Source organism: Amycolatopsis sp. NPDC043889, assembly GCF_056435645.1.
In genome coordinates this window covers 46,717-69,998 of record NZ_JBWKEC010000011.1, presented here as the reverse complement: position 1 = coordinate 69,998, position 23,282 = coordinate 46,717, and the positions used below count along the sequence as shown (strand labels likewise).

Annotated in this window: 22 protein-coding genes; 16 read left to right on the top strand and 6 right to left on the bottom strand. The window is 68.7% G+C overall.

What is annotated here, in order from left to right; all coding sequences use genetic code 11:
• Positions 1-25 precede the first annotated feature (25 nt).
• A complete protein-coding gene (locus AC0685_RS21470) occupies positions 26-664 on the top strand; it encodes an alpha/beta hydrolase (RefSeq protein ID WP_478227173.1) in 639 nt (212 codons plus the stop codon).
• Here AC0685_RS21470 and AC0685_RS21465 read toward each other — a convergent pair whose 3' ends face one another.
• Entirely contained in the window at positions 665-1,069 is a 405-nt protein-coding gene (locus AC0685_RS21465; protein WP_478227172.1) for a hypothetical protein, read from the bottom strand.
• A 177-nt stretch (positions 1,070-1,246) separates the two neighbouring features.
• Between AC0685_RS21465 and AC0685_RS21460 the strand changes: the two genes are divergently transcribed.
• A complete protein-coding gene (locus AC0685_RS21460; protein WP_478227171.1) occupies positions 1,247-2,179 on the top strand; it encodes a trypsin-like serine peptidase in 933 nt (310 codons plus the stop codon).
• Positions 2,180-2,257: 78 nt separating this feature from the next.
• Positions 2,258-3,649 carry a class II 3-deoxy-7-phosphoheptulonate synthase gene (locus AC0685_RS21455; RefSeq protein WP_478227170.1) on the top strand — a complete coding sequence of 464 codons (1,392 nt, stop codon included), beginning with the start codon at positions 2,258-2,260 and terminating at the stop codon, positions 3,647-3,649.
• A gap of 75 nt (positions 3,650-3,724) precedes the next feature.
• Here AC0685_RS21455 and AC0685_RS21450 read toward each other — a convergent pair whose 3' ends face one another.
• Positions 3,725-5,029, bottom strand: coding sequence for a wax ester/triacylglycerol synthase family O-acyltransferase (locus tag AC0685_RS21450; protein ID WP_478227169.1), 1,305 nt, complete (start codon positions 5,027-5,029; stop codon positions 3,725-3,727).
• 222 nt (positions 5,030-5,251) lie between these two features.
• Between AC0685_RS21450 and AC0685_RS21445 the strand changes: the two genes are divergently transcribed.
• Positions 5,252-5,761 carry a DinB family protein gene (locus AC0685_RS21445; protein WP_340687703.1) on the top strand — a complete coding sequence of 170 codons (510 nt, stop codon included), beginning with the start codon at positions 5,252-5,254 and terminating at the stop codon, positions 5,759-5,761.
• Positions 5,762-5,919: 158 nt separating this feature from the next.
• Here the strand turns inward: AC0685_RS21445 and AC0685_RS21440 are convergent, their stop codons facing one another.
• Both AC0685_RS21440 and AC0685_RS21435 read right to left on the bottom strand, forming a co-directional pair.
• Positions 5,920-6,705, bottom strand: coding sequence for a DUF1295 domain-containing protein (locus AC0685_RS21440; protein ID WP_478227168.1), 786 nt, complete (start codon positions 6,703-6,705; stop codon positions 5,920-5,922).
• Positions 6,705-7,976 (bottom strand): class I SAM-dependent methyltransferase, encoded by a 1,272-nt coding sequence (locus AC0685_RS21435; RefSeq protein ID WP_478227167.1) that lies wholly within the window; start codon positions 7,974-7,976, stop codon positions 6,705-6,707. Before AC0685_RS21435 ends, AC0685_RS21440 begins: the two co-directional genes overlap by 1 nt.
• Positions 7,977-8,063: 87 nt before the next feature.
• Here AC0685_RS21435 and AC0685_RS21430 point away from each other — a divergent pair, with 87 nt between their 5' ends.
• The 11 genes from AC0685_RS21430 to AC0685_RS21380 all read left to right on the top strand — a co-directional run bounded on the left by AC0685_RS21430 (position 8,064) and on the right by AC0685_RS21380 (position 17,360).
• The gene (locus AC0685_RS21430; protein ID WP_478227166.1) at positions 8,064-9,341 is read left to right on the top strand and encodes an NAD(P)/FAD-dependent oxidoreductase; all 1,278 of its coding nucleotides are present in this window, start codon (positions 8,064-8,066) and stop codon (positions 9,339-9,341) included.
• 5 nt (positions 9,342-9,346) lie between these two features.
• On the top strand, positions 9,347-10,075 hold the full coding sequence (locus AC0685_RS21425; RefSeq protein ID WP_478227284.1) for a DUF1365 domain-containing protein: 729 nt from the start codon (positions 9,347-9,349) through the stop codon (positions 10,073-10,075).
• A 19-nt stretch (positions 10,076-10,094) separates the two neighbouring features.
• The gene (gene sigK / locus AC0685_RS21420) at positions 10,095-10,676 is read left to right on the top strand and encodes an ECF RNA polymerase sigma factor SigK (RefSeq protein ID WP_478227283.1); all 582 of its coding nucleotides are present in this window, start codon (positions 10,095-10,097) and stop codon (positions 10,674-10,676) included.
• Positions 10,673-11,443 (top strand): anti-sigma factor, encoded by a 771-nt coding sequence (locus AC0685_RS21415; protein ID WP_478227165.1) that lies wholly within the window; start codon positions 10,673-10,675, stop codon positions 11,441-11,443. The genes sigK and AC0685_RS21415 overlap by 4 nt, the downstream gene beginning before the upstream one ends.
• A 425-nt stretch (positions 11,444-11,868) precedes the next feature.
• Positions 11,869-13,191, top strand: a complete 1,323-nt coding sequence (gene ftsZ / locus AC0685_RS21410; RefSeq protein ID WP_126733686.1) for a cell division protein FtsZ — start codon at positions 11,869-11,871, stop codon at positions 13,189-13,191.
• 76 nt (positions 13,192-13,267) lie between these two features.
• Positions 13,268-13,975: a peptidoglycan editing factor PgeF gene (gene pgeF, locus AC0685_RS21405; RefSeq protein WP_478227164.1), complete on the top strand. Its 708-nt coding sequence runs from the start codon at positions 13,268-13,270 to the stop codon at positions 13,973-13,975.
• Positions 13,972-14,703 (top strand): YggS family pyridoxal phosphate-dependent enzyme, encoded by a 732-nt coding sequence (locus AC0685_RS21400; protein WP_478227163.1) that lies wholly within the window; start codon positions 13,972-13,974, stop codon positions 14,701-14,703. Before pgeF ends, AC0685_RS21400 begins: the two co-directional genes overlap by 4 nt.
• 82 nt (positions 14,704-14,785) lie before the next feature.
• A complete protein-coding gene (locus tag AC0685_RS21395; RefSeq protein WP_478227162.1) occupies positions 14,786-15,400 on the top strand; it encodes a cell division protein SepF in 615 nt (204 codons plus the stop codon).
• 114 nt (positions 15,401-15,514) lie between these two features.
• Complete coding sequence (locus AC0685_RS21390) at positions 15,515-15,790, top strand: YggT family protein (protein WP_005155180.1); 276 nt, start codon at positions 15,515-15,517, stop codon at positions 15,788-15,790.
• A 54-nt stretch (positions 15,791-15,844) separates the two neighbouring features.
• A complete protein-coding gene (wag31, locus tag AC0685_RS21385) occupies positions 15,845-16,702 on the top strand; it encodes a DivIVA-like cell division protein Wag31 (protein WP_478227161.1) in 858 nt (285 codons plus the stop codon).
• Between the two features lie 97 nt (positions 16,703-16,799).
• Positions 16,800-17,360, top strand: a complete 561-nt coding sequence (locus AC0685_RS21380; protein WP_478227160.1) for a hypothetical protein — start codon at positions 16,800-16,802, stop codon at positions 17,358-17,360.
• Here AC0685_RS21380 and AC0685_RS21375 read toward each other — a convergent pair.
• Complete coding sequence (locus AC0685_RS21375; protein ID WP_478227159.1) at positions 17,357-19,165, bottom strand: FUSC family protein; 1,809 nt, start codon at positions 19,163-19,165, stop codon at positions 17,357-17,359. The two genes, AC0685_RS21380 and AC0685_RS21375, sit on opposite strands and share 4 nt — an antisense overlap.
• A gap of 249 nt (positions 19,166-19,414) precedes the next feature.
• Positions 19,415-19,627 carry a hypothetical protein gene (locus AC0685_RS21370; RefSeq protein ID WP_478227158.1) on the bottom strand — a complete coding sequence of 71 codons (213 nt, stop codon included), beginning with the start codon at positions 19,625-19,627 and terminating at the stop codon, positions 19,415-19,417.
• Between the two features lie 402 nt (positions 19,628-20,029).
• Between AC0685_RS21370 and ileS the strand changes: the two genes are divergently transcribed.
• Complete coding sequence (gene ileS, locus AC0685_RS21365) at positions 20,030-23,191, top strand: isoleucine--tRNA ligase (RefSeq protein WP_478227157.1); 3,162 nt, start codon at positions 20,030-20,032, stop codon at positions 23,189-23,191.
• Positions 23,192-23,282 lie beyond the last annotated feature (91 nt).

Below are 23,282 nucleotides of genomic sequence, written 5' to 3'. Positions count from 1 at the left end.
CGGACAGCGTAGCGCCTCGTGAGTGGTGAGGACGGTTAGAACCGTCCTCACCACTCACGAGGCTCAAGACCAACGTTTCGCGGACGGCTTCGATGACCGCTTCGGCGACTTCACGGCTTGGGCGTCGGCGCGGGAAATCCGGACCGCCACCTGGGGAGCCCTGTACGACGACGCGAGCTTCCCCGGTCTCGCCGAGCTATGGTCGGCTCCGGCAACGAAGGCACAGGGTGGGCCGCTCGACGCCGACAATCACGCCGCGCTCCGGCTCCAGGTGCTCTGCAACGACTCCGACTGGCCGGAAAGCGTGCGCTACTGCCAGAAGGCGGTCGAGCCTGCCCTCGTGACGCACCCGATTTTCGGCCAGGCCGCCGCCAACATCACCCCCTGCGCGTTCTGGCCGGTCGAGCGCCGCGAACCGCCCGTGCGGATCCACGACCGCGGACTGTCGAACATCCCGCTGGTGCAGAACCTCCGCGACCCGGCGACTCCGCTCGTCGGCGCCCGCGAAATGCGATCGGCACTGGGCGCGCGGGCGAAGTTCGTCACCGTGGACGCCGGCGGACATGGCGTCTTCACCATGGGGAACGCCTGCGGGAACGACGCCGTCGTGCGGTATCTGCGGGACGGCGTCCGTCCGGCCGCCGATACGCACTGCCCGGCTTGATCAGGAGAACAGGAAGACGATCAAACCGATCCAGCCGAGGCCGCCGACCAGGATCCCCAGCAGGACCCCGGCGGCGGCTTCGGCGAAGGTGTCTTCGCCCAGCCTCACGCGTGCCCAGCACACCCAGGCCACCAGCAGGCCGCCGAGCAGCATCACCGGCCCGAAAATGAACACCAGCACGGTGACCGCGGCGGATTCGGGTGAGGTGCGCGGCGAAATCCTGAAGCCGGATCCGTGCTTGATCATCCATCCCACGGCGAGGGTCACGAGCACCGATCCGGCCAGTGCCAGCAGTGACGGCCAGGTCAGGCGACCGTTGTCGCCGAGGACGATCGTGATCGGTGCCAGAAGGGTCCAGGCGATCGGAGCCACCAGGTGCGTGCCCAGCCGGGCGAAGCCGTTCACGGATATCCCCACGAGCAAGGCTAACCCGCCCCCGTTTCGCCGTATCTGGGCCGAACGGCCCATACGCCACCTCGGATGCGGCCGAACGGCCGCTTGTACGCCCGGCAGCAGGACAAATACTTTCGAAATGTCGTGCAAGTCATACGGCAATTCACCGGTGGCGAAAGGTGGTACGCCATGAAGAGGACGGCTTCCCGGACGGGGATCCTGGCGGCGCTCGTCGGGCTGGCGGTGACGGGGCTGACAGCCGTCGCGAGTCCCGCTCACGCCGGACCGGTCCAGCATCAGGCAGCGACCGACGCACAGGCGGTGGCGGCCTACTGGACGCCCGAGCGGATGCGATCGGCGGTGCCGATCGAACAGCTGGTCCAGGCGCCCGCTTTCACCCCGAAGGACGTCGCGAAGGGCAAGAGCACGGTGATCCAGAGCATTCCCAACGGTGGCGGCGCGTGGACCGGGGCGGGCAAGGTCGTCCAGACCGCGGGCCGGGTGTTCTTCACCATGGGCGGGCGGAACGCGTCGTGCTCCGGTGACGCGGTCACCAGCACGAACGGCAGTGTCGTGATCACCGCCGGGCACTGCGTGAAGTACCAGGGCGCCTGGCACACGAACTGGACCTTCGCGCCCGGCTACAACAACGGCAACACGCCCTACGGCACCTGGGCCGCGAAGAGCACGCTGACCACTCCGCAGTGGGAAGCGAGCGAGGACATGAACTACGACATCGGCGCGGCCGTGGTCAACCCGCTCAACGGGCAGAAGCTGACCGACGTCGTCGGCGCGCAGGGGATCGCGTTCAACCAGGCGCGCAACCAGTCGATGTACACGTTCGGGTATCCGGCGGCGGCGCCGTACGACGGCTCGAAGCTGATCTACTGCAGCGGGAGCACGATCACCGACTTCCTGCTCACCAAGGACCACGGGATGAACTGCAACATGACCGGTGGTTCGAGCGGCGGCCCGTGGTTCCTCAACTTCAGTGAGGCGACCGGCGCGGGTGTCCAGGCCTCGGTGAACAGCTTCGGCTACAACTTCCTGCCGGGTTACATGTTCGGCCCGTACTTCGGCACGGACGCGCAGAACCTCTACACCAAGGCGCAGGCCGCCTGATCAGCCCGCCGCCCGTCCACCTTTTGGGACTTTCGTCCCGGTGGGCGGGCGGCTTTCGGCGCGGCATATCCTGGTCCGGTGAACTGGACAGTGGACGTTCCCGTCGACACGCTCCCCGAACTGCCTCCTCTGCCTCCCGAGCTGCGTGATCGGCTCGACGACGCGCTTTCCCGGCCCGCGGCGCAGCAGCCCGAATGGCCGGACGCCGAGCTGACGAAGCGTGTGCGTGGCGTGCTGGAGAGCGTGCCGCCGATCACGGTTCCCGCCGAGATCGACCGCCTCTCCGACCGGCTCGCCATGGTCGCCCGCGGCGAGGCGTTCCTGCTCCAGGGCGGTGACTGCGCGGAGACGTTCGAATCGAACACCGAACCGCACATCCGCGCCAACCTGCGCACCCTGCTGCAGATGGCCGTCGTCCTCACGTACGGCGCCAGCCTGCCGGTGGTGAAGGTCGGCCGGATCGCGGGCCAGTACGCGAAGCCGCGTTCGGCGTCCACCGACGCGCTCGGCCTGCCGGTGTACCGCGGCGACATCATCAACTCGCTCGTCGCCAAGCCCGAACTCCGCGTGCCCGACCCGGGCCGGATGATCCGCGCCTACGCGAACGCGGGCGCCGCGATGAACCTCGTCCGCGCGCTCACCGGCGCCGGCATGGCGGACCTGCACCAGGTGCACGACTGGAACAAGGACTTCGTGAAGTCCTCGCCCGCCAGCGAGCGCTACGAGGCGCTGGCCTCGGAGATCGACCGCGGCCTGCGGTTCATGTCGGCCTGCGGCGTCACGGACGCCTCGCTCCAGTCCACCGAGATCTTCGCCAGCCACGAGGCGCTGCTGCTGGACTACGAGCGCTCGATGCTGCGGATGGACCGCGCGGACGCGGCGAACCCCAAGCTGTACAACCTGTCCTCGCACTTCCTGTGGGTGGGCGAGCGGACCAGGCAGCTCGACGGCGCGCACATCGCCTTCGCCGAACTGCTGGCCAACCCGATCGGGCTCAAGATCGGCCCGACGACCACGCCGGAGCAGGCCGTCGAGTACGTCCGCCGTCTCGACCCGCGCAACGAGCCCGGCCGCCTGACGCTGATCGCCCGGATGGGCAACGGCAAGGTCCGCGAGGTGCTGCCCGCGATCGTCGAGAAGGTCGAGGCGTCCGGGCACAAGGTCATCTGGCAGTGCGACCCGATGCACGGCAACACGCACGAGTCGTCGACGGGCTACAAGACCCGGCACTTCGACCGGATCGTGGACGAGGTGCAGGGCTTCTTCGAGGTGCATCGCAAACTCGGCACGTACCCGGGCGGCATCCACGTCGAGCTGACCGGCGAGGACGTCACCGAATGCCTCGGCGGCGCGCAGGAGATCTCGGATCTGGACCTTTCGGGCCGCTACGAGACCGCGTGCGACCCGCGCCTGAACACGCAGCAGTCGCTGGAGCTGGCGTTCCTGGTCGCGGAGATGCTGCGCGGCTGACCTGCCCCCTTACGCGCGCTATGAAAGGTCCTTTCCTTGCAAATTTTGCAAGGAAAGGACCTTTCATAGCGTTCGCTAGGCGGTGTCCAGCAGTCGCGCTGCCGACTTGAGTACCCCGTCTCGCAGCGAACCCATGTCCGAGACCGCCGCCCCGTTCGCCTGAAGTCCGATGTGGACCGAGTCGCGATAGGTCGCCACCGCGATCCCGACCGCCTGCCGCGGCGCCAGCGGCACGAACGGGTACACGCCGACGACCTTCGTCCCGTCGAGGGTGAGCCGGTTGGGCGGCACCGGCACCGTGGTGATGACGAGGTCGAACAGCAGCGGCGCGGCCAGGCCGGCGGCCTTCGAACCGAGCCGGTGCAGCATCGGCGGCATCCGGTCGGCGAGCAGCGGGAACGCGCCCGCGCCCCGTGCCGGGCCCGCCGCCTTGTTCCGGCTCATTTCGCGTTGGACGGCCAGCAGCCGCTCCACCGGATCGTCGAGGCCGATCGGCAGGTCGCAGAGATAGCCGGACAGCTTGTTCCCGCCGAGTTGCTCGGCGGAGCGTCCGCGCACGCTGACCGGGATGAGCGCCCGCAGCGTCCGGTCGTCGGCGCGCTGGCCGCGGTTGATCATCCAGTCGCGCAGCGCGCCGCTGAGGATCGCCAGCACGACGTCGTTGGCGGTCCCGCCGTGGGCCCGGCGGATCCGCCGGATCTCGGCGGTGTCCAGCCGGACGAGGCCGAGCCGTCGTTCGGTCGACGGCGGCGCGCTGATCGGCGACAGCGGCGAACGGGTCGCGCGGACGACCGAAGACGCGATCCCGGCCTGGGTCAGCGTCGAGCCGACGGCTTCCTTGACAGCGTCCACAGGGGACCGAGGTGCGGGCGGCCCGGACCCGCCGTGCGGACGCCTCGGCGCGCGGGGGAGTTCGTCGAGCAGGCCCACGGCGACGGCGTACGCGCCCGCCCCGTCGGTGAGCGCGTGGTGCAGTTTCAGCAGCAACGCGAACTCGCCGTCCGGCAGGCCGGTGACGAGATGCAAGTCCCACAAGGGTTTTCCGGTGTCGAGTGGCCGCCCCATCCAGCGCGAGGCGTAGGCGGAGAGCGGGTCCGGTTCGTACAGGGAACTCAGGTGATGATGTGAAATATGTTCACTGGCAACGAAATTCGGGTCCTCGGCCCAGATGGCGGCGCCGGGCGGGAACAGCGCGGTGCGGGGGCGCTGACGCAGCTTCGGGAGCCGTGCGGCCCGCTCGGCCAGCAGCGCGGTCAGCTTACGCGCGTGCACCTGCCCGTGCGGCCGGAAGGTGACCACCGCGCCCATGTGCATGGGCGTCGTTTCGCTTTCCAGGCAAAGGAAAGCGACATCGAGTGCGCTCAGCTGGGGGCCTGACATCAGTGACCTTTCTCGGAACCGGCGGCGATGGGCACAACTGCACCAGCCTGACATGACGAGCGGGTGGTCGTCATGTTTCAGGGGCGCTAACTACCGCTGGTTTCACTCGAACGATGGGATCACGTTCGGACATGGACCACGGCTGTGCGGCAGATGGTGGACAGTGCGTCCTGGGGTAACTCGTTAGCGGATCATCCGAGGAAACCGGCAGACTGCACCACCATGACCGACGAACCGAAGCGCCCCGAACCGCCGCTCACCGGCGACGAGCGCACGCAGCTGAACGGCTTCCTCGACTTCCTCCGCGCCACTGTCGTGTGGAAGTGCTCCGGCCTCACCGACGAGCAGGCCCGCCGTCCGCTCGTGCCCAGCGAACTGACCACCGTCGCCGGCCTGCTCGGGCATCTGACCCTCGTCGAGCAGTACTGGTTCAACGTCGTGCTCAACGGGCAGGAGGACGTCTGGAAGGAGGCGCTGGAGGCCGATCCGGACGCCGAGTTCCGGGTCGCCATGCAGACCCCGATCGAGCAGCTGATCGCCGCCTACGAGGCCGAGTGCGAGCGGAGCCGCAAGATCGTCGCCGCGATGGGGCTGGACGACGAGGTCCCCTTCCGCGGCGATCGCAAGGTCAACGTCCGGTTCGTGGTCACGCATATGATCGAGGAGACCGGCAGGCACGCCGGCCACCTCGACCTGTTGCGTGAGCTGACCGACGGTCTCACCGGGGAGTAGCACGGCTGCGTCGTTCAAGGCGCGTTTTCGGATTTCCGTGGCCGGGCCGCGGCACGGCTGGTCACTTACTCCAGCCTTTCAGCGGCCCGCCTCCGCGAATCCGAGGCCTCCGGCCGACAAGAAACGCGCGCGCGTCCCCTCGAGTGGCCGGCCTCGGTTCAGGAGGCACCCCCTCGGCGAGGGGGCAGCGGGAAGAACCCGCTGGTCCGCTCGACGTACGCCGCGTATCCCGGCCGGGAACGCCGCAAACCCTTCTCCAGCAAAGGTTTTCCGGTTCCCTTGGCCAGCGTGTACGTCATCGCGATCGGTGACAGGATCGTCGCCGCCCCCACCCAGCTCGTACACGCCAGCAGGTACAGGCCCCACCACACGCACGCGTCGCCGAAGTAGTTCGGATGCCGGGTGTAGCGCCACAGCCCGCTGTCGAGGACCTTCCCCTTGGTGGCCGGGTCGGCCTTGAAACGCCGCAGCTGTTCGTCGCCGATCGTCTCGAATCCGAAGCCGACCAGCCACAGCGCGACACCGAGCCACGCCGTCACCCCGAAGGTGTCGCCGTACATCGCGAACTGGACCGGCAGCGAGACGAACCAGAGCACCACCGCCTGGACCAGGTACACACGGACGAAGAGCTTGAGCGCCGGATTCTCCCCGGCGTTCTCCGCCATTCGCACGTAGCGCGGGTCTTCGGGCAGCTTGTGGTTGCGAAGGTGGAGGTGGACGCCGAGGCGCACACCCCAGATCGTGGTCAGCAGCGCGGTGACCACGCGCAGCGCCACCGACCCGTCCCCGAGCGGCGCCGCGACCAGCGCGACGAGCGCGAAGCCCGGCCCCCACAGCGTGTCGACGGTGTCATAGCGCTTGCGCCACCGCGCGATCCCGAAGGTGACGACGAAGGCGAGCAGCGTCGCGCCCGCCGTGACCGCGAGTGTCCCGCCAAGGGGCATCAGGACCACTCCCGGGTGGCGGGCATCGCGCTCAAGCCCTCGTCCGACGAACGGACCGCGAGGATCTGGTCCACGCCCATCCGGTTCTCCTCGAACGCGAGCGCCCCACCGACCAGGTACAGCCGCCAGACCCGCGCGCCGGATTCACCGATCAGCGCCACGACGTCGTCCCAGTTGTCCTCGAGCGTCCGCTCCCATGCCCTGACCGTACGCACGTAGTGCTCGCGCAGCGCGTGGACGTCGCGGATCTCGAACCCGGCGCTCTCCAGATGCCCGAGCGTGCGGCTCAGCGGCCGCATCGTCATGTCGGGGGCGATGTAGCGCTCGATGAACGCGCCGCCGCCGGGGGCCACCGCGCCGCGGGACATCTGCTGCAGGACCAGCCGTCCGGTGGGCTTGAGCATCCGGTACAGCGTCCGCGTGTACTCGGGGTAGTTCTCCTCGCCGACGTGTTCACCCATCTCGATGGAGGCGACCGCGTCGAACGGCTCGTCGGTCAGCTCGCGATAGTCCTGCCGCCGGACCTCGACCCGTTCCTCCAGGTCGTGCTGGACGAGGCGGCCGCGGATGTGTTGCTGCTGCTGCGCCGACAGCGTGATCCCGATGGCCTGGACGCCGTGGTGCTTCGCGGCGTGCACCAGCAGCGAGCCCCAGCCGCAGCCGACGTCGAGCAGCCGCATCCCCGGCCGCAGGCCGAGCTTCCGGCAGATCAGCTCGAGTTTGTCCCACTGTGCCTGCTCTACGCCGTACCCGTCCTCGTCGGAGGTCCAGTAGCCGGACGAGTAGGCCATCGATTCGTCGAGAAGCAGCTGGTAGAAGGCATTGCTCAGGTCGTAGTGGTGCGCGATGGCCGACTTGTCGCGGAGCAGTGTGTGCAGCTTCCCGGACAGCCGGGCCTCTTCGGCGGGCGGTTTGGGCGGCGGCCCGACGACGCCGAGACCCACCGCGATCCGCAGCACCTCCGCCCATTCGCGCGGACCGAGCTTCGCACCACGCACGGCACCCGATCGGGTCAGCGCCCAGATCCGGCGGAATCCGTCGGCGAGGTCGCCTTCGACATCGAGATCACCGGAGACGTAGGCCCTGGCCAGGCCCAATTCGCCGGGGGCGTAGAGGAGACGGCGCAGGGCACGCCGGTTGCGGAGTACCACGGTCGGCGCATCCGGCGGACCGGCACGTACGCCATCCCAGGTACGCAGACCGACCGGCAGGGAGCCGCCGAGGAGCCGCTCGGCGAACGGGACTAGGCGGGACGCGGGACTGTTCGGCATAGTCGTCATTCGCTCCCGGACCGGAAAGGGATGGGTCGGATGCTCAGCCGGTTCACGAGATCCAATCCTCGCCCGATCCGGCTCCGAATGCCTCATGTGCACACCAAGGGTCAACGCATCGGAGTCATCGGCAGCGGCGTCGCCGGCCTCACGGCGGCATACCTGCTGCAACGCCGTTACGAGGTACTGCTGTTCGAAGCCGACGACAGGCTGGGAGGCCACGCGCACACCCACGACGTCCCGAGCGCGCACGGTGGCACCGTCGGCGTCGACTCCGGGTTCATCGTGCACAACGAGCGTACCTACCCGAATCTGCTCCGCCTGTTCGCCGAACTGGGCGTCGCCACCCGTGACACCGAGATGTCGATGAGCATCCGCTGCGACGGCTGCGGTCTCGAGTACGCCGGTGCCAAGGGCCTGAAGGGCCTGTTCGCCCAGCCACGCAACGTCGCGCGCGGCAGCTATCTGCGGATGCTCGCCGACGTCAAGCGCTTCCACCGGCACGCGAAGCGCGTGCTCGAAGCGCCCGAGGCCGGAGACGTCACCCTCGGCGCCTTCCTCGCGATCGGCGGGTACACGAAGTACTTCGTCGACCACTTCATGCTCCCGGTCGTCTCGACCGTCTGGTCCGCGGACCGCACCGACACCCTGAAGTACCCCGCGCGGTACCTGTTCGAGTTCCTGCGCAACCACGGGATGCTGTCGGTCGGCGGATCCCCGAGGTGGCGCACCGTCGTCGGGGGCTCGCGCGAATACGTCGAACTGGCCGCCAAGCAGCTGACCGCCGTGCATCTGTCGACGCCGGTCCGCTCGGTCAAGCGCACCGCGCGAGGGATCGAGGTCCGCGACGACGCCGACACGCGCCACCGGCTCGACAAGGTCGTCCTGGCCACGCACGCGGACCAGGCGCTGAAGCTGCTCGCTTCACCGACCGAGGCCGAGCGCGAGGTTCTCGGCTCGTTCCGGTACTCCAGCAACGAGGCGTGGCTCCACACCGACACCGGCGTGCTCCCGACGGCGGAATCGGCGCGGGCGGGCTGGAACTACGCCACGCCGTCCTGCGGTGCCGGCCAAGGCGCGGTCCAGGTGTCCTACGACATGAACCGCCTGATGCGGCTCGACGAACCGACCGGCTACGTCGTCACGCTCAACCCCGGCACCGCGCCCGACGCCGGTTCGGTCCTGGCCAAGATGACCTACGAACACCCCGTCTACACCCCGGAATCCGTGGCCGCCCAGCGTCGTCTGCCCGAATTGAACGACGACACGGTCGCCTTCGCCGGCGCGTACCACGGCTGGGGGTTCCACGAGGACGGCTGCGCGTCCGGTGTCCGCGCGGCCGAGAACTTCGGGGTGCGCTGGTGACCGTCATGGCCGTGCTCTACGACTCCACGGTGGCTCATGTCCGGCGCGACGCCCCGCCGATCTCGTTCGCCCACCGGATCTACCTGTGGTTCGTCGACCTCGACGTGCCGCCGAAGCTGCCGTGGTGGCTGCGCCCTTTCGCGCGCTTCGACCCGCGAGACCACTTCGCGCCCGAGGACACTTCCAGCATCAGGTCCAAATTGGACCGCTGGCTCGCGGCGCGCGGCGTCGACCTCCGCGGCGGGCGGGTGCTGATGCTGGCCGGCGCGCGGATGCTGGGCCACAACTTCAACCCGATCACCCTGTACTGGTGCTACCGGCCCGACGGGATACTCGAATGCGTCGTCGCCGAGGTCCACAACACCTACGGCGGCAGGCACGCGTACCTCCTGCGGCCCGACGCGGACGGGAACGCCTTCGCGGACAAGGAGTTCTACGTTTCGCCGTTCCAGTCGATGGACGGCGAGTACCGGATGGAGGTGCCAAGGCCGGAGTCGCTGCTCTCGGTCAAGATCGCCCTCCGCCGGGACGGGCGGACGCCGCTGACCGCGTCGCTGCGCGGCGTGCGGCGGCCCGCCACTACGAAATGGCTGGCGCACATGCTGATCACCCGCCCGCTCATGCCGCACCGGGTCTCCGCGCTGATCCGGCGGCATGGGGTCAAACTGTGGTTGAAGAAGGCGCCGATGACCACGCGGACGCCGCAGACGGCCGGAGGCAGACTTGATCGATGAAACGGCACGTCCGCGCCGGATGGCGCCCGTACCCGGTGACGGCGAACCGGCCGGACCGACGGCCGAGGATCTGCTCGTCCGGGTCGCGAAGGGCGACGAGCGCGCTTTCGACGCCCTGTACGACCGGCTCGCCGGCCCGGTCCTCGGCCTGGTGCGGCGGATCCTCCGTGACGCCGCGCAGTCCGAAGAGGTCACCCAGGAGGTCATGGTGGAGCTGTGGCGCACGGCCACGCGCTACTCCCCGGAGCGGGGGAGCGCGCTGAACTGGGCCATGACGCTCGCGCATCGCCGTGCGGTCGACCGCGTCCGCTCGGCGCGCGCCAGTTCGGATCGCGAGGTCAAGGCGACCTTCGAGGCCGCCCGCGCCCGGCCCTTCGACGAGGTGGCCGAGGCCGTCGCGGCCCGCTGGGAACAGTCGCAGGTGCGCCGCTGTCTCACGACCTTGACCGAGCTGCAACGGGAATCCGTGTTGCTCGCGTACTACCAGGGCTATACCTATCGCGAGGTCTCAGAGGTGCTGCAGACCCCGCACGGAACCATCAAGACCCGGCTCCGGGACGGCCTGATCAGGCTCCGGGACTGTTTGGGGGTGACGGCATGACCATGCCCGAGATGCACACGCTCACCGGCGCCTACGCCGTCGACGCGCTGTCCGAAGTGGAGCGTGCCCAGTTCCAGCGGCACCTCGCCGAGTGCGCGTCGTGCGCACAAGAGGTCCTCGAACTGCAGATGACCGCGACCCGGCTCGGTGCCGCGCTGGCCGAGGACCCGCCGCCCGAGCTCAAGCGCCGCGTGCTCGCTGAGGCGATGGCGACCAGGCAGCAGCCGCCGAAGACGCGGTTAGCCGCCGGGGAGCGCGTCAAGGACCGGCGGCGCGCCCCGCGCTGGGCGATCGCCGCGGTCGCGGCGGCGGTCGTCGGGCTGGCGGGCACCGCCGTGTTCGGCGGGATCGCCTACGACAACCACTCGCAGCTGACCGCCGCGCGGGAGCGGGCGGCGGAGTACGCGAACCGGTACGCCCCGGTCGCCGACGTCCTTTCGGCCGTCGACCTCCGGACCGGGCACGCCGAGACCTCGGCGGGCGGCGGCGGGACTGTGATGATGTCGCGCGCGAAGGACCGGCTGGTGTTCATGGCGGCGCAGCTGCCGAAGAACGAACCGGGCCGGATCTACCAGGCCTGGCTGATGTACCCGGGCACCGCGCCCAAACCCGCCGGGCTCATTTCCGGTGGTCAGGACGGTGCACTGCTGGTCGCCGACGGTCTCGGCGGGGCCGAGAAGTTCGCGCTCAGCGTCGAACAGGCGGGCGGATCGCCGACGGGATCGCCGTCGAAGGACGTCGTCATGGTCATGTCCATGCCCACCTGATCTCCGCCCTTACCGTCTGTCAGTGAACCCGCGTCCGCGATCGACGTCGGCAGGGCGCTGCTTGGTCGAACCTCTCACGTCTGTGGGTAAGGCGCCCTGCCACCGCGATAGCGGGGCCTTCGGCGGGCGGGTTCACGCGTTATGCCCATTTCACAGTACGTCCTCAGCTCCGCCAATGGCCTCCTTACCAGGCCGCCGTTCGCCGCCGCGACCGGGTCTCGCTCTTGCGCCAGCGAACATGTTGTGGCAAAACACCTTTGCGACACACGGCGTGGCTACTGGATTCAAGCCAGCCTGGTGCATACCGTCCTGCTTCAACGTCGGCAGTTGACATAACTCTCAATCTGAACTTCAGCTCGAGGGTTCGGCCCAGGCTCAGCGACCGGCGGGCAGCACGAGCACACACGATCAGGAAGGCGGCTCCGATGACGCCCCCGCACAACTACCTTGCGGTGATCAAGGTCGTCGGTATCGGCGGCGGCGGAGTGAACGCCGTGAACCGCATGATCGAGGTCGGCCTCAAGGGTGTCGAGTTCATCGCGGTGAACACCGACGCTCAGGCACTGCTCATGTCCGACGCCGATGTCAAGCTCGACATCGGCCGGGAACTGACCCGCGGCCTCGGTGCCGGCGCCGCCCCCGAGGTGGGGCAGAAGGCCGCCGAGGACCACCGCGAAGAGATCGAAGAGGTCATCAAGGGCGCCGACATGGTGTTCGTGACCGCGGGTGAGGGCGGTGGCACCGGCACCGGTGGCGCGCCGGTCGTCGCCCAGATCGCCCGCAAGCTCGGCGCGCTGACCATCGGCGTCGTCACCCGCCCGTTCACCTTCGAGGGCAAGCGCCGCAGCAAGCAGGCCGAAGAGGGCATCCAGCAGCTGCGCAACGAATGCGACACCCTCATCGTCATCCCGAACGACCGGCTGCTGCAGCTGGGCGACATCGGCGTCTCGCTGATGGACGCCTTCCGCTCGGCGGACGAGGTCCTCCTTTCGGGTGTCCAGGGCATCACCGACCTGATCACCACGCCGGGTCTGATCAACCTGGACTTCGCCGACGTCAAGAGCGTCATGTCCGGCGCGGGCTCCGCGCTGATGGGCATCGGCTCGGCGCGCGGCGAGGGCCGGGCGATCCAGGCGGCGGAGAAGGCGATCAACTCGCCGCTGCTGGAAGCGTCGATGGACGGGGCGCACGGCGCGCTGCTGTCGATCGCGGGCGGGTCGGACCTCGGCCTGTTCGAGATCAACGAGGCCGCGTCGCTGGTACAGGAATCCGCGCACCCCGACGCCAACATCATCTTCGGGACGATCATCGACGACTCGCTCGGCGACGAGGTCCGGGTCACCGTGATCGCGGCCGGTTTCGACGCCGGCACCCCGACCCACAAGAAGCTCGACCCGCCGGCGTTCGGTTCCCGGTCGAACTCGACCGCGTCCGCACAGGCCGGTCAGGTCAACGGCGGCGGGGCGACCCCGGTGCAGAGCCCGCCTTCGGGTGCCACGCCGGTGCCGTCGACCGGTTCGAACGGCTACCCGGTCGCGCCGCCGCGCACGCACACGCCGATGCCGTCCGCCCGTAACGAGGGCAACGGTTCGATGACCGGCGGGCTCCCGCAGCCCGGCGGCGGCTCGCGCGGCTACTCGCCGATCGGGTCGAACTCGAACCACGGCAGCCTGCCCGGCCGCGCCACCCCGGTGCACGACGACCCGTCGGACGACGAGGTCGACGTTCCCCCGTTCATGCGTCGATAGCACTCGCCAGTACGTTCCGTGAAGGCCTCCTTGACTACAGTCGAGGGGGCCTTCACTCAGGTCTAGGAGGAAACGCGTGCGGGTACGGCGGGTTGTCACGACAAGGGCGGGCGGGGCTTCCCGGCCGCCTTACGACACCTTCAACCTCGGTGATCACGTCGGTGACGACGCGGGCGACGTCTACGCCAACCGCAAACGCCTCGCCACCGAACTCGGCCTCGCCGAGGACAGGCTGGTGTGGATGGAGCAGGTCCACGGCCGGACCGCCACCGTCGTCGACGGTTCGGAGACCTCCGCCGCCGAAGCGACCGACGCGCTCGTGACCGCGGAGCCCGGCCTCGCGCTCGTGGTGCTCGTCGCCGACTGCGTCCCGCTTCTGCTGGCAGACGCCGAAGCCGGTGTCGTCGCCGCCGTCCACGCGGGCCGGGTCGGCGCCAGGGTCGGCGTCGTCCCCGCGGCGATCGAGGCGATGCGTTCGGTCGGCGCCGAACCGGCCCGTACCGAAGCGCTGCTCGGTCCCGCGATCTGCGGCGACTGTTACGAAGTCCCCGCCGACATGGCCGCCGACGTCGAAAAGCACGTACCGGGCAGCGCCTGCAAAACCCGCAAGGGCACGCCGGGGCTCGACCTGCGCGCCGGGCTCTGGCGGCAGCTGGCCGACCTCGGCGTCGGCAAGATCGGCGTCGATCCGCGCTGTACCAACGAAGACAAGACTCTCTTCAGCTTCCGCCGCGACGGCACCACCGGCCGGATCGCGGGCATCACGTGGCTGGACGCGTCGTGAGTGACACCCGCCGGGAGGAATTGGCCGCGTCCCTCGCCGAAGTGGAAGAGCGGATCGCCGCCGCGTGCAAGGCCGCCGGCCGGGCCCGCGACGAGGTCAAATTGCTCGCGGTCACCAAGACCTTTCCGGCGCTCGACGCCGCGCTGCTCGCCGACCTCGGCGCGCTCGACCTCGCCGAGAACCGCGATCAGGAGGCGGGCGCGAAGGCCGAAGAGGTCGCCGCTCTCCGCCCGGACGCCCGGATCCGCTGGCATATGGTCGGCAGCCTGCAGCGGAACAAGGCCAAATCGGTCGTGCGCTGGGCGGACGAGGTCCAGTCCGTCGACTCCGAGCGGCTCGCCGACGCGCTCGCGAAGGCGACCAAGTCGGCGCTGGATTCCGGGCAACGCGAGCACCCGCTGGACGTCCTCATTCAAGTAAGTCTCGATGACGATCCGAAGCGCGGGGGCATTCGGTTGAGCGAAGTGAGCCATTTGGCGGCGCGGATAGCCCATGTGGGTGATATTCGCCTCCGAGGGCTTATGGCGGTGGCGCCGTTGGGTACTGATCCCGCGGAGGCGTTCGGGAAACTCGCTCGCGCGTCGGAGCGTCTACGGGAAGAACACCCAAATGCCCGTGAGATCTCCGCCGGAATGAGCAATGATCTCGAGCAGGCGATCACGCACGGCTCGACCTGTGTGCGTGTCGGAACCGCGTTGCTCGGTGGGCGCGGTTTAGCCTCGCCCTAGGGAATACCGTCTCGTCGTTACGGGGAGTGGTGGCGAGGGCGGGGGAGTACGGTGCGGGACGCGGCTAAGGCTAGGGAGAGGCATGAGCGCGCTGCAGAAGCTGAAGGCCTACTTCGGGATGGTGCCCGCGGACGAAGACGGCTATGACGTCGAGGATGACTACCGGCGAGGCTACGCCCCAAAGGAATATGCCGACGACGAGTACGACTACGACGACGAGCCACCGGCCCGGTCACGGGGGGGACGTTACCGGGATGTCGATGACACTTATGACGAGCCCGCGCCGCGGCCTCGGTCACGCTCCGTGGCCAGTCCGGAGCCTGCCGTCCACGGAGCGCTGGCGATGGACCGTCAGCCGGAGCCGGTCGCGCGGCTGCGGCCGGTCACGGAGCCGGTCCGTCCGGCGGTCCGCGACCCGTTGAGCCGGATCACGACGCTGCACCCGACGAGCTACGCGGAAGCGCGGGCGATCGGGGAGCACTACCGGGAAGGCATCCCGGTGATCATGAACCTCACGGAGATGGAGAACGCGGACGCGAAACGTCTCGTCGACTTCGCCGCGGGGCTCGCGTTCGCGTTGCGCGGATCGATGGACAAGGTCACCAACAAGGTGTTCCTTCTCTCACCGCCCGATGTGGATGTCACCGCGGAGGACCGCCGACGGATTGCCGAAGGCGGATTGTTCCTGCGCGGCTGATCACCCGGTGACCGCTGAGCGCAGCCGGATGTGATTTTGTCGACTCATCGCCATCCGCGGCCCGTCAACTGCGTCTTTTGACGCGAGGCATGGCAGAGTGGTTACGTGAATGCTGTGTTGCTGGTCGTCTGGTACGTGCTGTTCGCTTTCTGGCTCCTGCTGACGGCACGGATCGTCGTCGAGCTCGTGCGTGCTTTCGCTCGCGAGTGGCGTCCTGCCGGAGGGGTTGCGGTAACGCTCGAGACCATCTACACAGTGACCGACCCACCGGTTCGTCTGTTCAGACGAATCATCCCGACCGTACGAATCGGCGGCGTCGGACTGGACTTATCGATTATGGTGCTGCTGTTGGTTGTGTTCTTCGCGATGCAGCTGGCAACGCCAGGGTGATTTTCGGGGAAGCCCCGGTGGACCTGCAGGCCATGGAGTGCGTGAGGTGATCTGATGTCGTTGACCCCCGCTGACGTGCATAACGTCGCGTTCAGCAAGCCGCCCATTGGCAAAAGGGGCTACAACGAGGACGAGGTGGACGCGTTCCTCGACCTGGTGGAGACCGAGCTTGCCCGGTTGATCGAGGACAACAACGAGCTGCGGCAGCAGGTCGAACAGCTCGACAACGAGCTCGAGACCACCCGTGGTGAGCTCGAGAACGCCAAGGCCGGCGCCGTCGGCCCGCCGCCGCAGGTACGCGACGAGCCGTCGCGCCGCCTGGCGCCGGTGCCGCCGCAGTCGGCGATGGAGCAGACCCAGGCCCACTCGATGGTGCCGGACAACGGGGAGCCCAACGTTCAGGCCGCGAAGGTGCTCGGGCTGGCGCAGGAAATGGCCGACCGGCTCACCGCCGAGGCCAAGACCGAGTCGGACGGCATGCTCGCCGAAGCCCGGACCAAGTCCGAGCAGCTGTTGTCGGACGCGCGGTCCAAGTCGGACTCGATGGTGAACGAGGCGCGCACGCGCGCCGAGACGATGCTGAACGACGCGCGAACCCGTGCCGAGACCTTGGAGCGCCAGGCGCGCGACAAGGCGACGACCATGGAGCGCGAGGCTCAGCGCAAGTACACCGAGACCATGAACAACATGAACGCGGAGAAGGGCTCGCTGGGCAAGAAGATCGAGGAGCTGCGCACGATCGAGCGGGAGTACCGCACGAGGCTGCGCGGGTTCCTCGAGTCCCAGCTGCGTGAGCTCGACGACCGTGGTTCGGCCGCTCCCGCGTCGGCGTCTTCGTCGACCTCGGGGCAGTCCTCGTCCTCCGGTAGCGGACAGGGTTACTCGTTCGGCCCGCGGGCCGAAGCGGGCTGATCCGGTTCCACCCGGTTTGTTTCTACACAGTGGAACGGCCTCGGCACTCTCCGGAGGGTCGGGGCCGTTTCGCTTGGCCCTCGTGTTGTAATTCACCGTGCTCTACATCGTCCTGGTACTGGTACTGGCGGCTCTGGGGCTGCTCGTCGCGGCGCTCATCACCGCGAACTCCCTGTGGGCTTGGATCTCCATCGGCGTCTCCGTCGTCGCGGGGTTGCTGCTCCTCTTCGACCTGCTGCGCCGCCGGAAGAAGCGCGCTCCCGCGGAGGAAGAGGCGGATGATTCGGCCGAAGACGCTTCCGACGACGACGAGTCCGCCGAGGGTGAGGAAAAGAAACCTGAGGACGTCGAGCAGACCGTCTTGATGCCCGCCGCCGGTGAACTGGGCGACGCGGAAGACACCCCGGAGCCTCAGCGTGGGGGCGACCCCGGCGAGGAGAAGAGCGACCCCGCGGATGTGGCGGTCGTCTCCGAACTCGAGATCGAGGTCGTCGTCGTCGACGAGTACCCGCGCTATCACGTGACATCGTGCGAGTGGCTCGAAACCCGGGACACGATCCCGCTCGGCATCGGCGAGGCGCGGCAGCTCGGCTTCACGCCGTGCGCGCTGTGCACGCCCGACGCCGAGATCGCCGGACAACACCGCGAGAAGGCCTAGAGTTTCTGGGCCGCTTCGCCGACAGCCACGACGTCGGCGGCGATCGTGTCGAGCACCAGGCGCAGCTCCTCGTCCGCGTCGTGTGGCGCGGGGATCTCCGCCGCCTCCTCGGTCCCGAGCGTGCGCGCCGCCTCGGCGACGGCGTCCGCCGCTCCGGCCGAACCAGGCCGCAGCAAGAGCGACGACGCCGTGACGGACAGACCTCGCAAGGCTTCGGCCGCGTTCTCCAGCGCGTCCCGCTGGCCGGGCGCGGGTTCCTTGGTACCCGGCTCCGCGGCGAGCAGGCCGTGGTGCGCGACCGCGGCGGTACGGAACTCGCGGCCGAGTGTCCGCGGGTCGACGTCCTCGCCGCGTAGTTTCCGCGCCACCGAACCGAGCAGTGCGCGGGTGGCGCTGACGGCGCTTTCGAACCGTTCCGCAGGGCCGGGTTTCGGCACGCCGGGGATCGCGGCGAAACCGAACAGCAGGGCGATGGCGCCGGCGAGGACCATCAGGAGCAGGTACTCGACGAGTACGTAGCGCGGGTCGAGATGTCGGGTGGTCGCGTTCATGCCGACCGACATCAGCACCATGCAGCCGTTGAAGATCGACGGACGCGTCCGCATGAACGAGAACCCGCCGAGCAGCGCGACGAGCCCGATCGGCAGCAGAAACCCTTGTGGCAGAAGCCAAAGAACGAGAGTGAGCACGACGGCGCCGCCGAGTGAGCCGCCGATCCGCTGCCAGGCCTTGCTGAGGCTGTCCCGCCATTCCGGTTGCATGATGGCGAAAGTGCCGAGCAGGAACGACACGGTGAGCGGGTCGCCGGGCCGGAAACTCGCGACCACCAGCGCCACCCCGACGCCGAGCCCGCAGCGGAGCGCGTGCCGGAACTGTGCCGACCGCCAGGAAAACGCGCCGCTCAACTCGATCCGGCGCAGTTCCTTGCGGAGTCCTTTCGGCACGTCCACACGCGACTCGTCCCGTTCGGCCGCTGCGGTCCGGATGGATTCGAGAGCCTCCCAGAGCGCGGTGACGAGCCTCGCCGTGGCACCGGGAAGTCCGGTGGGTTCCTTGCGCCGCACCGGTTCGACTTCGTCCGGTGCCGCCGGGCCCCGAACGGCGTCGGCGAGCCTGGCGGCTTCTTCCTTGGCGGCGTCGAGCGTTTGGACGATTTCTTCGCTGTTCAGTCGTCTCCGGCGGATCTCCAGCAACCCGGTGGCCGCGCGATAGCGGAACATGCCGCCGAGGACCCGGCCGGTCCAGCGACGAGGCCGGTCCGCGAGCCAAAGCCTCGCCGCGCGCTCCTGCGTTTCCGACGAGCCCGCCGCGAGCGCGTCGGCCAGCGCCTCACGGGTCGGCTTGGCCGGATCCTTCGCGCCCATCAACGCCCGCAACAGGATCACGACGCCCGCCGCGAGCGTGGGCGCGCCCAGGATCTGCCCCGCCGACGCCGTCCCCGTCAGCTGGAAGCCGTACCCGAACAGTGACGCCATCCCGAGCCCCAGCCCGACCGTGACGAACCGTGCCCCGAGCACGGGCAACAGCCCGGCGACGACCACGATCGCCACCAGCAGCCCGATCGCCGCCCACTGCGACACCTCGCCCAGCAACCGCGGCACCCCGACCGTGAGGATCAGCGCGGGCGCGAACCACGCCAGCAACCGCAGATCCGCCCAAAGTGGCTCGCCCACCGCCGCCAGGAGACAGAAGAGCGCGGTGAGGGCCGCCAGGATGGCCGCGTTGCCCAGTCCCAGGGCGAACCCGAGCCCGCTGACACCGCCGAGGACCACCAGCAGGACGATGAGGAGTCCGGGCCCTTTCACCGGGCCTCGCAGAACGACATACCCGTCAACCTAGATGCGGTGGCGGGGACGGCAAGTCGGGCCTTCTGCGGGACTGCTCGGTGGTTGCAGTGGCGCGCCTTGATCAAGGTCCGTGAGCGGATGACCGTGCGTTGATGAAGGAATCGGGACACTCAACGTCCCGATTCCTTCATCAACGGCGCCTGTATAACGACCTGCACGCCCGCGCGCCAAGGGATCCGGACAGGATTTCTTCGTGCCGGAGGACGGTCACCTGCTCGATGAGCTGCTGCGGAGGCCGAATCCGTCGTCGTCCTGGTAAGTGCCGATCCCCATCGCGCCGCCGTCGGCCGGCCAAGCTTGAAGCCAGTACAGCTGGAGGCAAGGAATGTCGGGGTCGGCGAACTGCGGGCTGGTTCCCGCCACGTCCTCCCGCAGAGCCATTTCCACGCCGACCCAGGCCTCGATGTGTTCACCGGTCAACGCCGTTGAACTCCCCGACTGCCGGGTCAACCACTCGGCTCGCCCCATGTCCGCAGTATGGCGCTGAGGCGGAGCAGGAGTACGTCGAGATCGAGAACGGGCGCTGCGCGATCCGGGCCCCGGATAACCCGCTTGCCCCCGCGCGCTACCCTTGAATCAACTGGCACCGATCCGGCCATCACCGGGGAGCCTCCGGAAGAACAGGGCCCGTGTCCTCAACAGACGAGCCCTCAGTAGAACCGGACGGGTACGGCCCGTCACAGCCGTCGAATGAGCGGCCCAGCCGGAACACCACCGGCCGGGCAAGCGGGGTGGTACCGCGGAACGCGCCGGAAACGGCCGTCTCGTCCCCGTGTGGGCGCGAGCCCGTACGAGAGAGACGAACCGCGAGGAGCACCGAAGATGTATCCCAAGGCACAGATGGACGGCGAGACCGGCGTCCCGTCCCAGCCTTCGTTCCCCGAGTCGGAAAAGCGCGTCCTCGCGTACTGGGAAGCCGATCGGACCTTCCAGGCTTCGATCGACGCCCGCGACCCCGGCGTCAACGGTTCGAACGAGTACGTCTTCTACGACGGCCCGCCGTTCGCCAACGGTCTCCCGCACTACGGTCACCTGCTCACCGGGTACGTGAAGGACCTGGTTCCCCGTTACCAGACCATGAAGGGCAAGCGCGTCGAGCGCCGCTTCGGCTGGGACACCCACGGCCTGCCCGCCGAACTCGAGGCCATGCGCCAGCTCGGGATCACCGAGAAGTCCGAGATCGACGCGATGGGCATCGACGTCTTCAACGAGGCGTGCCGCGAGTCCGTGCTGCGCTACACCGGCGAATGGCAGGACTACGTCACCCGCCAGGCCCGCTGGGTCGACTTCGGCAACGACTACAAGACGCTCGACCTGTCCTACATGGAGTCGGTCATCTGGGCGTTCAAGCAGCTGTGGGACAAGGGCCTGGTCTACGAGGGCTACCGCGTCCTGCCCTACTGCTGGCGCGACGAGACCCCGCTGTCCAACCACGAGCTCCGCATGGACGACGACGTCTACGCCAGCCGCCAGGACCCGGCCGTCACGGTCGGTTTCCGCTTGGAGGGCAATGACAACGAGCTCGACGGCACCTACCTCCTGATCTGGACCACGACCCCGTGGACGCTGCCGTCCAACCTCGCGACCGCGGTGCACCCGGACGTGCGGTACGTCGTGGTGGAAAGCGACGGCAAGCGGTTCCTGCTCGCCGAAGCGCGCGTCGCCTCGTACGCCCGCGAGCTCGGTGAAGAGCCGACCGTCGTCGGGCACTACACCGGCACCGAACTGCTCGGAACCCGTTACGCCCCACCGTTCCCGTACTTCACCGGACACGAGAACGCGCACCGCGTGCTGTCCGCGGACTACGTCACCACCGAGGACGGCACCGGTGTCGTCCACATCGCGCCCGCCTATGGTGAAGAGGACAAGGTCGTCACCGACGCGGCCGGCATCGTGCCGGTCACCCCGGTGGACGCGCAGGGCAAGTTCGACGCGACCGTCTCGGACTACGCGGGCCAGCAGGTGTTCGACGCCAACCCGAACATCATCAAGGATCTCAAGAACGGCACCGGTTCCGCCGGCCGTCAGGGCGCGGTCCTGCTGCGCCACGAGACCTACGAGCACCCGTACCCGCACTGCTGGCGCTGCCGCAATCCGCTGATCTACCGCGCCGTCTCGTCGTGGTTCGTCGCGGTGACCGAGTTCAAGGACCGGATGGTCGAGCTGAACCAGCAGATCACCTGGTACCCGGAGAACGTCAAGGACGGCCAGTTCGGCAAGTGGCTGGAGAACGCCCGCGACTGGTCGGTCTCCCGCAACCGGTACTTCGGCACGCCGATCCCGGTGTGGCAGTCGGACGACCCGGCGTACCCGCGCACGGACGTCTACGGCTCGCTCGACGAGATCGAGCGCGACTTCGGCGTGCGGCTGGAGAACCTGCACCGGCCGTTCATCGACGAGCTGACCCGGCCCAACCCGGACGACCCGACCGGGAAGTCCACCATGCGCCGGATCGAGGACGTGCTGGACGTCTGGTTCGATTCGGGTTCGATGCCCTACGCGCAGGTGCACTACCCGTTCGAGAACACCGAGTGGTTCGAGCACCACTACCCGGGTGACTTCATCGTCGAGTACATCGGCCAGACCCGCGGCTGGTTCTACGTCCTGCACGTGCTGGCGACCGCGTTGTTCGACCGGCCGGCGTTCCGCACCTGCATCTCGCACGGGATCGTGCTCGGCTCGGACGGCCAGAAGATGTCCAAGTCGCTGCGCAACTACCCGGACGTCAACGAGGTCTTCGACCGCGACGGTTCCGACGCGATGCGCTGGTACCTGATGGCGAGCCCGATCCTGCGCGGCGGGAACCTGGTCGTCACCGACAAGGGCATCCGCGACGCCGTCCGCCAGGCCGTGCTGCCGCTGTGGAACTCGTACTACTTCCTCGCGCTCTACGCGAACGCCGAGGGTGTGGAAGGCCAGTGGCGCACGGATTCGAAGCACATCCTCGACCGGTACGTGCTGGCGAAGACGCACGAGCTGGTGACCGATGTCGAGCACGCGCTCGACACCTACGACGTCGCCGGTGCCTGCTCGACCGTTCGTGACTTCCTCGAGGTGCTGACGAACTGGTACGTGCGCCGGTCGCGCGACCGGTTCTGGGCGGGCGAGCAGGACGCGATCGACACCCTGCACACCGTGCTGGAGGTGACGTCGCGGGTGGTGGCACCGCTGCTGCCGCTGACCACCGAGGTCGTCTGGCGCGGGCTGACCGGCGGCCGTTCGGTGCACCTGACCGACTGGCCGAACGCGCTCGACCTGCCCGCCGACGCGGCGCTGGTGACGGCGATGGACCGGGTGCGCCAGGTGGCGTCTTCGGCGCTCTCGCTGCGGAAGTCGAACAAGCTGCGGGTGCGGCTGCCGCTGGCCAAGCTGGTCGTCGCCGCGCACGAGGCCGACTCGCTGCGCGACTTCACCGACATCCTGCGCGACGAGGTCAACGTCAAGTCCGTCGAGCTGACCACGGATGTCGCCGCGCACGGCGGTTTCGAGGTCGCGGTGAACGCCCGCGCCGCCGGGCCGCGGCTGGGCAAGGACGTCCAGACGGTGATCAAGGCCGTCAAGGCCGGTGAGTGGACGACCTCGGAGAGCGGCGCCGTCGTGGCCGCCGGGATCGAGCTCGTCGAAGGCGAGTACGACCGGCGTCTGGTCGCCAAGGGCGGCGGCGCGGCCGCGGAACTGCCCGGCGGCGCCGGACTGGTGCTGCTCGACACCGAGGTGACCGACGAACTGGCGGCCGAAGGCCTCGCCCGTGACCTGGTCCGGGTCGTGCAGCAGGCCCGCCGTGACGCCGGGCTCGACGTCGCCGACCGGATCGCGCTGACGGTCGACGCGCCGGAAGAGGTGGTCACGGCCGCGAAGACGCACGAGGAGTTCATCGCTTCGGAGACGTTGGCGACTTCGGTCGCCTACGGCGATGTCGCCGACGGCTCGGCCGGGACGGTCGGGGAGGGCACCAAGGTGACCGTGGCGGTCGCCAAGGCCTGACCTCGCGCGAGCGCTATGAAAGGTCCTTTCCTTGCAAATTTTGCAAGGAAAGGACCTTTCATAGCATTCCGGGGCGGGTCCCGATCACCGG

What these genes read in the sequence shown, in the direction of transcription:
- AC0685_RS21460 (WP_478227171.1), top strand. Translation starts at nt 1,247, where the DNA reads ATGAAGAGGACGGCTTCCCGGACGGGGATCCTGGCGGCGCTCGTCGGG.
- AC0685_RS21450 (WP_478227169.1), bottom strand. Translation starts at nt 5,029, where the DNA reads ATGTCAGGCCCCCAGCTGAGCGCACTCGATGTCGCTTTCCTTTGCCTG.
- AC0685_RS21445 (WP_340687703.1), top strand. Translation starts at nt 5,252, where the DNA reads ATGACCGACGAACCGAAGCGCCCCGAACCGCCGCTCACCGGCGACGAG.
- AC0685_RS21440 (WP_478227168.1), bottom strand. Translation starts at nt 6,705, where the DNA reads ATGCCCCTTGGCGGGACACTCGCGGTCACGGCGGGCGCGACGCTGCTC.
- AC0685_RS21435 (WP_478227167.1), bottom strand. Translation starts at nt 7,976, where the DNA reads ATGCCGAACAGTCCCGCGTCCCGCCTAGTCCCGTTCGCCGAGCGGCTC.
- AC0685_RS21430 (WP_478227166.1), top strand. Translation starts at nt 8,064, where the DNA reads ATGCCTCATGTGCACACCAAGGGTCAACGCATCGGAGTCATCGGCAGC.
- AC0685_RS21425 (WP_478227284.1), top strand. Translation starts at nt 9,347, where the DNA reads ATGGCCGTGCTCTACGACTCCACGGTGGCTCATGTCCGGCGCGACGCC.
- sigK (WP_478227283.1), top strand. Translation starts at nt 10,095, where the DNA reads ATGGCGCCCGTACCCGGTGACGGCGAACCGGCCGGACCGACGGCCGAG.
- AC0685_RS21415 (WP_478227165.1), top strand. Translation starts at nt 10,673, where the DNA reads ATGACCATGCCCGAGATGCACACGCTCACCGGCGCCTACGCCGTCGAC.
- ftsZ (WP_126733686.1), top strand. Translation starts at nt 11,869, where the DNA reads ATGACGCCCCCGCACAACTACCTTGCGGTGATCAAGGTCGTCGGTATC.
- AC0685_RS21395 (WP_478227162.1), top strand. Translation starts at nt 14,786, where the DNA reads ATGAGCGCGCTGCAGAAGCTGAAGGCCTACTTCGGGATGGTGCCCGCG.
- wag31 (WP_478227161.1), top strand. Translation starts at nt 15,845, where the DNA reads ATGTCGTTGACCCCCGCTGACGTGCATAACGTCGCGTTCAGCAAGCCG.
- ileS (WP_478227157.1), top strand. Translation starts at nt 20,030, where the DNA reads ATGTATCCCAAGGCACAGATGGACGGCGAGACCGGCGTCCCGTCCCAG.